Below are 12971 nucleotides of genomic sequence, written 5' to 3'. Positions count from 1 at the left end.
CCCTCAGGGTCCGACCCCAGTCTTCGTTTTGGGTCTCGTTTTTAAAGTGACAAAATAATGCTGACCTCCAACATCCCAGTCATCGCCATCGATGGCCCCACCGCTTCCGGCAAGGGTACGGTGGCGCACCGCGTGGCCGACAAGCTGGGTTTCCATTACCTGGACTCGGGCGCGCTGTACCGTCTGACGGCCTTGAGCGCGCTGCGCCGCGGTACCGACTTGCGCGACGAGCACGCGCTGGCCAAGCTGGCCGAGCACCTGCCCTGCCATTTCGCGGGCGGCGAGATCTTGCTGGCGCAGGAAAACGTTACCGAGCAGATCCGTGCAGAAGAAGTGGGCAATACGGCGTCGAAAATTGCTGTATTGCCAACGGTGCGCCATGCCCTGGTGGGCTTGCAGCTGGGTTTTCGCAAGACGCCGGGCCTGGTGGCCGACGGGCGCGACATGGGCACGGTGATCTTCCCGCATGCCCAATTGAAGGTGTTCCTCACGGCCAGCGTCGAGGCGCGCGCGCAGCGGCGCTACAAGCAATTGATAGACAAGGGTTTTTCTGCTAAGATGGAAGACCTTCTGATGGATTTGCAGGCGCGGGACGAACGTGATACTCACCGTGCGATTGCGCCGCTGGTCCCCGCGGAAGGGGCGCATGTCCTCGATACGTCGGAAATGACGGCAGATGTTGCCGTCGAAACCGTGTTGAAATGGTATGCAGCTGCAGCAAAATAGCGTGTTGTTGTGCTATGTGGTGCCCGTTGACGGCTCCTGGCCTGTCCGGGTGTGTCAAAAACCTAACCCAGTTTAAGTCGCGTCGTGCGATCTCTGCTGGATAACCTGTGTGAACCCTATGTCTACTGTTACAACTAACGAATCTACCGGTATGGAAAGTTTTGCTGCGCTCTTCGAGGAATCGTTGTCGCGTCAAGATATGCGCTCCGGCGAAGTTATTTCCGCTGAAGTCGTGCGCCTCGACCACAATTTCGTGATCGTGAACGCTGGCCTCAAATCCGAAGCATTCATCCCTGTCGAAGAATTCAAGAACGACCACGGCGAACTGGAAGTCAAAGTTGGTGACTTCGTTTCCGTGGCGATCGAATCGCTGGAAAATGGTTTCGGCGATACCATCCTGTCGCGCGATAAAGCCAAGCGTCTGGCTTCGTGGCTGGCTCTGGAAAAAGCGATGGAATCGGGCGAAATCGTCGTCGGTACCGTCAATGGTAAAGTCAAAGGCGGCCTGACCGTGTTGACCAACGGCATCCGCGCATTCCTGCCGGGCTCGCTGGTTGATACCCGTCCTGTCAAAGACACCACCCCATTCGAAGGCAAAACCCTCGAATTCAAAGTGATCAAGCTGGATCGCAAGCGTAACAACGTGGTTCTGTCCCGCCGCGCCGTCATCGAAGCTTCGATGGGCGAAGAGCGTCAGAAACTGATGGAAACGCTGAAAGAAGGCACGGTCGTGACCGGCGTCGTCAAAAATATCACCGACTACGGCGCGTTCGTGGATCTGGGCGGTATCGATGGCTTGCTGCACATCACCGACCTGGCATGGCGCCGTGTACGTCACCCGTCGGAAGTACTGACGGTTGGCCAGGAAATCACCGCCAAAGTCCTGAAATACGATCAAGAGAAAAACCGTGTTTCGCTGGGCGTGAAACAACTGGGCGACGATCCTTGGACCGGTCTGTCCCGTCGTTACCCACAAAGCACCCGTCTGTTCGGTAAAGTAACGAACCTGACCGACTACGGCGCGTTCGTTGAAGTGGAACAGGGTATCGAAGGTCTGGTACACGTTTCCGAAATGGACTGGACGAACAAAAACGTTGCTCCTAACAAAGTTGTCCAACTGGGCGACGAAGTAGAAGTGATGGTTCTGGAAATCGACGAAGAGCGTCGTCGTATCTCGCTGGGTATGAAACAGTGCAAAGCCAACCCTTGGGATGACTTTGGCGTTACCCACAAGAAGGGCGATAAAGTCCGCGGCGCGATCAAATCGATCACCGACTTCGGCGTGTTCATCGGCCTGGCCGGCAACATCGACGGTCTGGTGCACCTGTCCGACCTGTCCTGGACCGAAACCGGCGAAGAAGCCGTGCGTCGCTTCAAGAAAGGTGACGAACTGGAAGCCATCGTTCTGGCCATCGACGTTGAGCGCGAGCGCGTTTCCCTGGGCGTCAAGCAACTGGAAGGTGACCCATTCAACAACTTCGCAGCCATGAACGACAAAGGCTCGCTGGTAACCGGTACCGTTAAATCGGTTGAGCCTAAAGGCGCCGTGATCCAACTGTCCGAAGAAGTTGAAGGCTACCTGCGCGCTTCCGAAATCTCGCGCGACCGCGTTGAAGATGCTGGTACGCACCTGAAAGTCGGCGATACCGTCGAAGCCATGGTGTTGAACATCGACCGCAAAGCCCGTGGTATCCAACTGTCGATCAAAGCGAAAGACAACGTGGAAACCCAGGAAGCCATGCAGAAGATGGCAGCTACCGACAACAACGCAGCTTCGGGTACCACCAGCCTGGGCGCCTTGTTGAAAGCTAAGTTCGATAACAAGAACTAAGACTGCGGATACGGCAGATGACAAAGTCCGAGCTGATCAACCGCCTCGCTGAGCGTTATTCTCAGCTGGTGGCGAAAGATGCGGAGTATGCCGTCAAGACCATTCTCGATGCGATGACCAACGCCCTGGCGACCGGTCAGCGTATCGAGATCCGCGGTTTTGGCAGTTTTGCCCTGAACAGCAGGCCCCCGCGCATCGGCCGCAACCCGAAATCCGGCGACAAGGTGATGGTTCCTGAAAAACGGGTACCCCACTTCAAGCCGGGCAAACAGTTGCGCGAGCGGGTGGACGCGATGGTCGGGCAACCGATTATCGAGGATTAATCGTCTGCTGGAAGGCGACATAGAAAGCGGCGTCCTTGGATGCCGCTTTTTTTTGTTAATATGCTGTAGAGCACTGCTCAAACCTACTGCGCGGCGCGCTTTGCGGCCGGCGATGCTCACCGTACTAAAGTACGGTTGCGCTTCTCGGCCACAAATCACTGCCGCTCGCTACGGTTTGATCAGCACTCTACGTTTGTGCCATTTTCCCATTTGCCATGCCGCACTGGCATTTTTTTGTTCTTTCTGGACCTATCGATGAAAATCATCTCCACCATCGTTGGCTGTGTTCTTTTCGTCCTGTTCTTCAGTTTTGCGCTGAAGAATGCGCAGGTTGTCGACCTGCATGTTTTCCTCAATTATGAAATTCGCGGCCCCCTGGTCCTGATGCTGCTGGGCTTTTTTGTTGCCGGCGCCAGCCTGGGTGTCCTGGCCCTGACGCCGACCGTGTTCCGTCACCGCCGCGAAGCGAGCAAGCAAAAAACCACCATTGCCGCGCTGCAAACCGTTGGCGTGGCCAGCAATGTCCAGCCGCAACCGGACAGCGTGAGCGCGCAGTAAGCGGCGCCGTCGCTCCTATCTCTCTTACTCGAATAAAAACAATCGCATGGATTTTGAACTCTGGTGGCTCTTGGGTATCCCGGTGTTTTTCGCGCTGGGCTGGATTGCCGCGCGCGTCGACATTCATCAACTGGTGTCCGAATCGCGCAGCTTGCCGCGCAATTACTTCAAGGGCTTGAACTTCCTGCTCAATGAGCAGCATGACAAGGCCATCGATGCCTTCATCGAAGTCGTCAAGCTGGACCCGGAATCGGCCGATATGCACTTTGCGCTGGGCAACCTGTTCCGCCGCCGCGGCGAAACGGAGCGCGCCATCCGCGTGCACCAGAATTTGCTGGCGCGCCCGGACCTGCCGCTGGAACAGCAGGGCCATGCCGCCTACGAACTGGGCATGGATTACCTGAAGGCGGGCTTGCTGGACCGGGCCGAGGAAACCTTCAATAGCCTGATCGACACGCAATATGCGGCCCAGGCGCGCCGCGCGCTGCTGGAAATTTATCAGCGCGAAAAGGAATGGCCACGCGCCATCGAAGCGGCCGTGGGCTTGCAGGAATCGGGCGCCGGTGCGCGCCAGAAGGAAATCGCCCAGTTCTATTGCGAGCTGGCGCATGACGCGCTGGTGCACATGAAGCCGGACGAAGCCATGCCGCTGCTGGAAAAAGCCCTGCAGACGGACCGCAAGAGCGTGCGCGCCACCATCCTGACGGGCGACGTGCTGCTGGCGCGCGGCGACGTGGAAGGCGCGCTGACCACCTGGCGCCGCGTGGAGCAGCAAAGCGTGCCGCACGTGGCCCTGGTGGCGCAGCGCCTCATGGATGGCTACACCAAGGTGGGCCGCGCGCAGGAAGGCGTCAACCTGCTGCGCTCCTACCTGGAAGAGGCGTCGTCGATCGACTTGATCGAGGTCGTCTTCAAGGCCGTCATCGAACTCGACGGCGTGGAAGCGGCGAAGCAGCTGGTCAGCGCCGAGCTGCGCCGCACGCCGACCCTGCTGGGCCTGGATAAACTGCTGGAAGCGCGCATGATGGATGCGCCGGCCGCCATCTGGTCCGAGCTGTCGATGGTGAAAAACCTCGTGCACGGCTACACGCAGAAGCTGGCCCGCTACCAGTGCAGCCATTGCGGCTTCAAGGCACGCCAGTTCTACTGGCATTGCCCGGGCTGCAATCGCTGGGAAACTTATCCCCCGCGCCGCACCGAAGAACTCAACGTCATGAACTAACCCGACACGCCACCTTGCCTTAGTGCAACGTGGCGTGTACTTGTTTGCAGCATCTATCTTTACAAATACGGCACAACCATGAAAATCACCATTATCGGCACGGGCTATGTAGGTCTCGTGACGGGCGCCTGCCTGGCGGAGCTGGGCAACGACGTTTTTTGCCTCGACCTGGACGCACAGAAGGTCGCCTTGCTCAATAGCGGCGGCATCCCCATCCATGAACCGGGGCTGGAAGAAGTCGTGGCGCGCAACCGCGCCGCCGGCCGCATGACCTTTTCCACCGACGTCGAGGCAGCCGCCGCACACGGCGTGATCCAATTCATCGCCGTCGGCACGCCGCCCGATGAAGACGGCTCGGCCGACCTGCAATACGTGCTGGCAGCCGCGCGCGGCATCGGCAAGTACATGACGGACTTCAAGGTCATCGTCGACAAGTCGACCGTGCCCGTCGGCACGGCTGAAAAAGTGCGTGCCGCCATTCAGGGCGAACTGGACGCGCGCGGCGTGGCCGCCACGTTCTCGGTGGCGTCGAACCCGGAATTCCTCAAGGAAGGCGCGGCTGTCGAAGATTTCATGCGCCCGGACCGCATCGTCATCGGCGTCGATACCACGCCGGACGGCGAGCGCGCGCGCGAATTGCTGAAAATCCTGTATGCGCCGTTCAACCGCAACCACGAGCGCACCCACTGGATGGACGTGCGCTCGGCCGAATTCACGAAGTATGCGGCGAACGCCATGCTGGCCACGCGTATTTCCTTCATGAATGAACTGGCGAACCTGGCCGACAAGGTGGGCGTCGATATCGAGGCCGTGCGCCACGGCATCGGTTCCGACCCGCGCATCGGCCACAGTTTCCTGTACGCAGGCTGCGGCTATGGCGGTTCCTGCTTCCCGAAAGACGTGCAGGCGCTCGAGCGCACGGCGCGCGGCTACGGGCAGGAGTTGCTGATCCTGCGTGCCGTCGAAGCCGTTAATGACAGGCAGAAGATGGTGCTGGGCGGCAAAGTGGTCACTCGCTTCGGCGCAGACCTGACGGGCCGGCATTTCGCCGTGTGGGGACTGGCCTTCAAGCCGAACACGGACGACATGCGCGAAGCGTCGGCCCGCGTGCTGCTGGCGGACTTGCTGGCGCGGGGCGCCACGGTGGCCGTGTATGACCCCGTCGCCATGCCCGAGGCACGCCGCGTGCTGCAACTGGACTTGACGCCGGAGCAGTTGGCAAGGGTGCGCTTTGCCGACAGTCCGAAGGATGCGTTGCAGGACGCCGATGCGCTGGTCATCGTGACCGAGTGGAAAGCCTTCCGCAGTCCCGATTTCGAACAGGTCAAGGCGCGCCTGAAGCAGGCCGTGATCTTTGACGGACGCAACCTGTTCGAGCCGGCCGTCATGGCCGAGGCGGGCATTGAATACCACGGCATCGGCCGCTCGATCCTGACACGCGCATGAGCGCCCACGAGGTGGCCGCCTTGACGGCGCCGGCCGCGCTGGCCCAGGTGCGCATGCTGGTGGTGGGCGATGTGATGCTGGACCGTTACTGGTTCGGCGATGTCAGCCGTATTTCGCCGGAAGCACCGGTGCCCATCGTGCGTATCGAGAAGCGCGAAGAGCGCCTGGGCGGCGCGGCCAACGTGGCGCGCAACGCGGCCGCGCTGGGAGCGAAGACGGGCTTGCTGGGCGTGGTCGGCGATGACGAGGCCGGCAGCCAGGTCGAGCGTCTGCTCGAAGGGGACGGCATCCACAGCTATCTGCAGCGCGATGCGGCAATTTCCACCATCATCAAGCTGCGCGTGATCGGCCGCCAGCAGCAAATGCTGCGCATCGACTTCGAGGATGCACCCAGCGATACGGTGCTGCGCGACAAGCTCAAGCAATTCAATGCGCTCTTGCCGCATTACGACGTGGTGATTTTGTCGGACTACGCCAAGGGCAGCCTGGTGAACGTGGCCGAAATGATCAAGGCGGCGAGAACGGCCGGCAAGATCGTCATGGTCGACCCGAAAGGGGATGACTTCCGCCGCTATGCGGGAGCGTCAGTGCTCACTCCGAACAAGTCCGAGCTGCGCCGTGTGGTTGGCAACTGGAGCACGGAAGAGCAATTGACGGAACGCGCGCAGCAGATGCGTGCGCAGCTGGGCCTGGACGCCTTGCTGCTGACCCGTTCCGAAGAGGGCATGAGCCTGTACACGGCCGATGAGGTGCTGCACATGCCTACCGATGCGCGCGAAGTATTCGACGTCTCGGGCGCGGGCGACACGGTGATCGCCACCATGGCGGCCATGCTGGGCGCCGGCATGGGCCTGGGCGACGCCGTGCGTACGGCCAACCGGGCCGGCGGCATCGTCGTCGGCAAGCTGGGCACGGCTACCGTCACGCGCGAAGAGCTGTTCCCGCAGTAATATGCTGTCCTGCCTGCGCCGCATCGTTTGATCTGGCGCAGGTTTTCCCCTCCTTCCTCTGTCCCGTCTTGTCAACCGTATCACGTCACAGCCGTTAAAGCCGTTAAGGCGCTGCTCCTCCCTTGCGTTCGAGTCATCTTGAAACCACACCACGGAGAGATACCCATGTTCAAAAAAATACTGCTGGCCATCGTCACCCTGATCGCGACGATGGGTTTTGCCTTTGCCCAGGTTGATGTCAACAAGGCGGACCAGGCGGCACTCGACAGCGTCAAGGGCATCGGCCCCGTCACGTCGAAAGCCATTCTTGATGAACGCGCCAAGGGCGGCGCCTTCAAGGATTGGGCCGATTTCGAAAGCCGCGTAAAAGGCATTGGTCCGAAAAGTTCCGTGAAACTGTCCGAAGCGGGCTTGCAGGTGAATGGTCAGGCCAAGTCTGGCGCGCCAGCGGCCCCGGTGGCGAAAGCCGCCCCGGCAAAAAAGGAAGCTGCTGTGAAGCAAGTTGCAGCGAAAGAAGCCGCACCGAAGCCAGCTGCTGCGACCGACACCGCTGCGGCGCCAGCCAAGACAGCCGCTGAGACGAAAAAAGAAGCTGCTGCTGCCAAGAAAGAAGCGAAGGCTGCCGCTGCTGCCGCGAAGAAAGAAGCGAAGCTGGCTGCAGCCGAGGCGAAGAAGGCTGAAGCCGAGAAAAAGTAAGCGTGTTGCTGTAAAGCGTGTTGCGTGGTGGTGCCGCGCAGCACGAGAAGAAAACCCTGCGTGGTACCGGCCGCGCGGGGTTTTTTTTATGCGCCGGCCACGTTGCCCTGCCGATGCGCCTACAGCTGCGACTCGATCGGCAGCCAGCGCATCACGGAGACCAGCATGCGGCGCCAGAAGCCTGACTCCGGATCGTGCGTCCACACCTTGGCAGGCTGTTCGGTGGCGTCGGACCAGCGCAGGGCGCCGTTGTCGAGGAATAGACGGTAGCTGGTGTCGCCCGACGTCGAGTGCAGGAACAGCGCACGCATGTCGGCCCCCAGTGCGGCATCGTGGAACAGCACGCCCATTTCCGTGTTCAGCTGGGCCGAGCGGGGATCGAGGTTGAAGGAGCCGACGAAGCCCCGCTGGCCATCGACCACCACGGCCTTGGTATGCAGGCTGGCGCGGCTCGAACCCATCAGGCTGATGCGCTTGCGGTGCAGGGTCTTCAATTCATACAGGTCGACGCCACCGCCCAGCAGCACTTCGCGGTAGCGCGCATAACCCGCATGCACGAGGGCCACATCGGTAGCGGCCAGCGAGTTGGTCAGGACACTGACCTTGACGCCGGCGGCAACCTTGTCGGCCAGGCTCTGCGTCAGCGCCGCGCCGGGCACGAAGTAGGGCGAGGTCAGCAGCGCTTCTTCGCGCGCCTCGGTCAGCAGGGGCAGCAGGCTGTGCATGAGCCAGTGCTCGCTGCGCTGCAAACTGGCCACGGGCGCGGCCTTTTCCGGCGGATCCGACAGTACTTGTACCTGCGCGCTCCAGTGCAGGCGCAGCCGGCCATCAAGGTGGGCTTGCAGCTGGCCCGCATCGGTCAGCTGCCGCAGGTAGGGCGAGGCGCCCAGTTCACCCGTGAGCGCATCGAGGCGGGCGCGTACAGCCTGCAGTTCCGGCGCGCCCGCGTTCTTGCCAGCGTGCAGGGCGCCGATGGGGATGACGGCGCGGCTGTTCCAGAAGCGGTCGAAGATGTCGCTCGTCTGCTGTACGGCGGGGCCCACCAGCAGCAAGTCGGCATCCTGGAAATTGACTTGCTCGGCGGCATCAAAATATTCATCGCCGATATTGCGCCCGCCGACCAGGGCCACCCTGCCGTCGACGATCCAGGCCTTGTTGTGCATGCGGCGGTTCAGGCTGACGGCGCGCAAGGCCATTTCCACGGCACGCAACCAGATGCCGTCGCGGTTGCGGCCCGGATTGAAGATGCGTACGTCGATCAGCGGATGGCTGTCGAGCGCGAGGATGGCGGCGTCCTGGCCGCGCGCATTGATATCGTCAAGCAACACGCGCACGCGCACGCCGCGGTCGGCCGCGCGCAGCAGTTCACGTACCAGCAGGCGGCCCGTGACGTCGTTATGCCAGATGTAGTACTGCAGGTCGATGCTGCGGCCCGCTTCGCGCGCGCTCAGGGCGCGCAGGGCGAACGCTTCCAGGTTGTCGTCGATCAGGGCTGTGCCGCTCTGTTCCGCGCGTTGCGCCAGCTGCGGCGCCAGCACGCGGTCGAGCAGGGTAGCGTCGGCTGCCACGGGCAATGCCGTACCCGGTGCTCCCAGCGACCGTTCGGCGAAGCGCCCGTAGCTGTACAGCGCGGCGATACTGAGCCCGGAAAACAGGGTGGCCAGCAGCAGCAATTTGACGAGCATGCGGCGCACCGTCAGTGGACCGCGCGCAAGCTGCGGCGTGCGGGTGGGAGGGTGGTCTGGCGCATGCGGGTGTCTTTCGTGAGCGGGACGGGAAGTGGCCGATTGTAGCAGTTTCTATAATGCACGATTTTCATCCTGGAACATCCTTGCCTGCCGTCAAAAATGCGAGAATGGCCAGCTCAATCAATCATCGGGGATGCAGGCATGGTACGGATTTTGACGGCAATGACGGCAGCCATGCTGTCGGCTAGTGTGGCGGCGGCGCCGGGCGCCGAAGCGGCGCAGCAGCAGATACGGCAGGTGGTGGCCGACATCTCGCCGCAGCGTATCGAGGCGCACGTGCGCAAGCTGGTGGGCTTCCAGACGCGCCACACCATGTCCGATACCGTGTCCGACACGCGCGGCATCGGCGCGGCCAGGCGCTGGATCAAGGAGGAGCTGGAGCGCTGCGGCGCGCAGGCGGGCGCACGCCTGCAGGTGGCGTTCGACAGCCATGTGGCGCCCGTCTCGAAGCGCATCGCGCGGCCGACGGAAATCGTCAACGTGGTGGCGACCCTGCCGGGTAGCCAGCCGCAGTCGGCCGGGCGCATCTATGTCGTCAGCGGCCACTATGATTCGCGCGCCACGGACGTGATGGATGCGCAGGGCGACGCGCCCGGCGCCAACGACGACGCCTCGGGCACGGCGGCCGTGATCGAGATGGCGTGCGCGATGGCGCGCTACCAGTTCGACGCCACGCTTGTCTTCATGGCCGTGGCGGCCGAGGAACAGGGGCTATTGGGTTCCGGCCATTGGGCGCGGCAGGCGAAGTTGAACAAGCTCAACATCGCCGGCATGCTCAATAACGACATCATCGGCAGTTCGCGCGCCGACGATGGCACCATCGACGGTGGCCAGGTGCGCCTGTTTGCCGAGGGCATCCCCGCCGTGAAGGAAATGAGCGATGGCGTGCGCGCCCTGGTGGCGACGGGTGGCGAGAACGACTCGATTTCGCGTCAGCTCGCGCGCCATGTGAAGCAGGTGGGCGAGCGCTATGTGCCGGGCTTCAAGGTCAACGTCATCCAGCGCGCCGACCGCTACCTGCGCGGCGGCGACCACATGCCGTTTCTGGCGCAAGGGTATGCGGCGCTGCGTTTCACGGAGTCGCACGAGGATTTTGCCCACCAGCACCAGGATGTGCGCGTGGAAAACGGCGTGCAGTATGGCGACTTGCCGCAATTCGTCGACTATGACTACGTGGCGAAAGTGGCGCGCGTGAATGCGGCGGCGCTCGCTTCGCTGGCCCTGGCGCCGGCCGCGCCTGCCGGCGTGCAGGTGCGCACGGCCCAGCTGGAAAACGCCACTTCACTGGTATGGCAGCCGAACACGGAGCCGGACCTGGCCGGCTACCGCATCGTCTGGCGCGCCACGACGGCAGACCAGTGGCAGGGCGCGCAGGACGTGGGCAATGTCACCGAAGCCAAGGTCAAGCTGTCGAAAGACAACTATTTCTTTGGCGTCCAGGCCATCGATCGTGACGGAAATGTCAGCGTGGCAACATACCCCATGCCCTTGCGTTAAGCACTGTTGACGGGCAGGCGCGCCAGAAAACCGTGAATCTGCGACACGACCGCCGCGCCTTCGCCGACGGCGGCCGCCACGCGCTTGGTCGAGCCGGCGCGCACGTCGCCGATGGCGAAGACGCCCGGCACGCTCGTTTCCAGCGCGGCGCGCTCGGGCAGGTCCGCTCGATACTCGGTATGGCCGTGGCCATCGGCGCGGCATTCGGCGCGCGTGACGTCGAAGCCCGTGCGAATAAAACCCTGTTCGTCGACGGCCACGGCGCAGTCGTGCAGCCAGTCCGTGTTCGGATCTGCGCCCACAAAAAGAAACACGCGGCGCACGGCGCAGTCGCACTCTTCACCAGTCTGCTTGTTGCGCCAGCGGGCGCCCGTCAAGCCATCCTCGTCACCTTCGAGGGCGATGATTTCCGTGTGCGTGTGCAGGGTGATGTTGGGCGTAGCGGCGATGCGCTCGATCAAATAGCTCGACATGCTGGCCGCCAGCCCTTCGCCGCGGATCACCATGTGGACTTTGGCCGCGTGGCCGGAGAGAAACACGGCCGCCTGGCCGGCCGAGTTGCCGCCGCCGACCAAAATGATCTCTTCCTGCTTGCACAGCTTGGCTTCGATGGGCGAGGCCCAGTAATACACGCCCCGTCCTTCATATGTTTTCAGGTTCGCCAGCGAGGGGCGGCGGTAGCGCGCGCCGCACGATAGCACCACCGTGCGGGCGCGCACCTGGGTGCCGTCGCACAGGGTGACGCGCAGGGGCCAGCTGTCGCACAGCAAATTGGCGGCGCTGGCCGGGGTGGCGATCTCGACGCCGAACTTTTGCGCCTGCACATAGGCGCGTCCCGCCAGCGCGCGACCGGAAATGCCGGTGGGAAAGCCCAGATAGTTTTCGATGCGCGCGCTGGCGCCAGCCTGGCCGCCATAGGCGCGCTGTTCCAGCGCCAGCACGCTCAAGCCTTCGGATGCCGCATACACGGCCGTGGCCAGGCCGGCGGGGCCGGCGCCCACTACCAGCACGTCGAAGATCTTATCGCCGGACAAATCAGGCAACATGCCCAGGCAGCGCCCCAGTTCCGCATTGCCGGGATTTTTCATGACCTTGCCGTCGGGACAGACGACCAAGGGCCATTCCTGCGGCGTGGGCTGGTAGCGCTCGGCCAGCGCGGCGGCGGCCGCATCGCTGGCCGGGTCCAGCACCGTGTGCGGGTGCCCATTGCTCGATAGAAAACTTTGCAGGTGGAACAGATTGCCATTGCCGCGCGGCCCCACCAGCACGGGGCCGCCTGAATTGACTTCGATCAGGGCCACGCGGCGCAGGATCAGGGCGCGCACGATGCGCTCGCCCATTTCCGCTTCCGCCACGATCAGTGCGCGCAGCGATTCCGAGCTGATGACGAGTACTTCCACGTCGCCCACGGCATGGCCATTGACGAGGGCGGGGCGGCCCGACAGTTGCGCCACTTCGGCGATGAAGTGGCCGGGGCCGATTTCGCGCATCAGCGAGGTGCGGCCCAGTCCCTCATGGCGCGTGACGGCGACGTGGCCTGCCAGGATGACCAGCATGCCGAAGCTGCTGCTGCCCGCCTCGAACAGGGTGGCGCCATCCGCGTAGCGGCAGACCTTGCCATAGCGCTGCAAGCGGCGCAGTTCGGCCTCGCTGAAGACAGGGGAAATCTGGTGCATGCGGCCCTGGATGTCGAGGTTGCTGGCCTGGACGGGATCGTCCTGCGTGGTTTCGGGGATGAATTCGGGTGCGCTGCCGCTCATGACTGATCCATTGATTGAATAAGCAAATTACTAAAATAACTAACCGTCACGAGTCTAGCGCATGCGCGCGCGGCCCGCTGGCACACCGCGCACGGCCGCCCTGGCATGGTGCAAAGCCAGGGGCCATGCGGCCTGGCGCGTGGGCGGCCGCAGTAGGGGCAGCCTGGCGGGGCGGCGGTTTTTAGCCATACGCCGTCCAGCATCTCATATTAGA

General features: G+C 62.7%; 11 protein-coding genes. 9 read left to right on the top strand and 2 right to left on the bottom strand.

Annotated features, from left to right (window positions below; translation table 11 throughout):
* Positions 1-57: 57 nt before the first annotated feature.
* From cmk to O0882_RS17740, 8 genes are all read left to right on the top strand, one after another.
* Positions 58-726, top strand: coding sequence for a (d)CMP kinase (gene cmk, locus O0882_RS17775; protein ID WP_099760287.1), 669 nt, complete (start codon positions 58-60; stop codon positions 724-726).
* Between the two features lie 118 nt (positions 727-844).
* Complete coding sequence (gene rpsA / locus O0882_RS17770) at positions 845-2557, top strand: 30S ribosomal protein S1 (protein WP_071650172.1); 1713 nt, start codon at positions 845-847, stop codon at positions 2555-2557.
* 17 nt (positions 2558-2574) lie between these two features.
* Entirely contained in the window at positions 2575-2880 is a 306-nt protein-coding gene (locus O0882_RS17765) for an integration host factor subunit beta (protein WP_008446215.1), read from the top strand.
* 255 nt (positions 2881-3135) lie between these two features.
* Positions 3136-3438 (top strand): LapA family protein, encoded by a 303-nt coding sequence (locus O0882_RS17760; protein ID WP_077400759.1) that lies wholly within the window; start codon positions 3136-3138, stop codon positions 3436-3438.
* Positions 3439-3484: 46 nt separating this feature from the next.
* A complete protein-coding gene (gene lapB / locus O0882_RS17755) occupies positions 3485-4660 on the top strand; it encodes a lipopolysaccharide assembly protein LapB (protein ID WP_289950100.1) in 1176 nt (391 codons plus the stop codon).
* Positions 4661-4738: 78 nt separating this feature from the next.
* Positions 4739-6106, top strand: coding sequence for a UDP-glucose/GDP-mannose dehydrogenase family protein (locus O0882_RS17750; protein ID WP_289950098.1), 1368 nt, complete (start codon positions 4739-4741; stop codon positions 6104-6106).
* Positions 6103-7056, top strand: a complete 954-nt coding sequence (gene rfaE1 / locus O0882_RS17745) for a D-glycero-beta-D-manno-heptose-7-phosphate kinase (RefSeq protein WP_289950096.1) — start codon at positions 6103-6105, stop codon at positions 7054-7056. The genes O0882_RS17750 and rfaE1 overlap by 4 nt, the downstream gene beginning before the upstream one ends.
* Before the next feature lie 165 nt (positions 7057-7221).
* Positions 7222-7752 (top strand): helix-hairpin-helix domain-containing protein, encoded by a 531-nt coding sequence (locus O0882_RS17740; RefSeq protein ID WP_289950094.1) that lies wholly within the window; start codon positions 7222-7224, stop codon positions 7750-7752.
* Positions 7753-7871: 119 nt separating this feature from the next.
* Here the strand turns inward: O0882_RS17740 and O0882_RS17735 are convergent, their stop codons facing one another.
* Positions 7872-9437 carry a phospholipase D family protein gene (locus tag O0882_RS17735; RefSeq protein WP_289950091.1) on the bottom strand — a complete coding sequence of 522 codons (1566 nt, stop codon included), beginning with the start codon at positions 9435-9437 and terminating at the stop codon, positions 7872-7874.
* A gap of 204 nt (positions 9438-9641) precedes the next feature.
* Here O0882_RS17735 and O0882_RS17730 point away from each other — a divergent pair, with 204 nt between their 5' ends.
* Positions 9642-10997, top strand: coding sequence for a M28 family metallopeptidase (locus tag O0882_RS17730; RefSeq protein ID WP_289950090.1), 1356 nt, complete (start codon positions 9642-9644; stop codon positions 10995-10997).
* Here O0882_RS17730 and O0882_RS17725 read toward each other — a convergent pair.
* Positions 10994-12757, bottom strand: a complete 1764-nt coding sequence (locus O0882_RS17725; protein WP_289950088.1) for a cyclic nucleotide-binding domain-containing thioredoxin-disulfide reductase — start codon at positions 12755-12757, stop codon at positions 10994-10996. The two genes, O0882_RS17730 and O0882_RS17725, sit on opposite strands and share 4 nt — an antisense overlap.
* Positions 12758-12971: the final 214 nt, after the last annotated feature.

The organism is Janthinobacterium sp. SUN073 (genome assembly GCF_030397665.1).
In the GTDB taxonomy this organism is placed as follows: Bacteria; Pseudomonadota; Gammaproteobacteria; order Burkholderiales; family Burkholderiaceae_D; genus Janthinobacterium.
The sequence above is the reverse complement of the archived record's forward strand: the minus strand, read 5'-3'. Positions and strand labels throughout refer to the sequence as shown.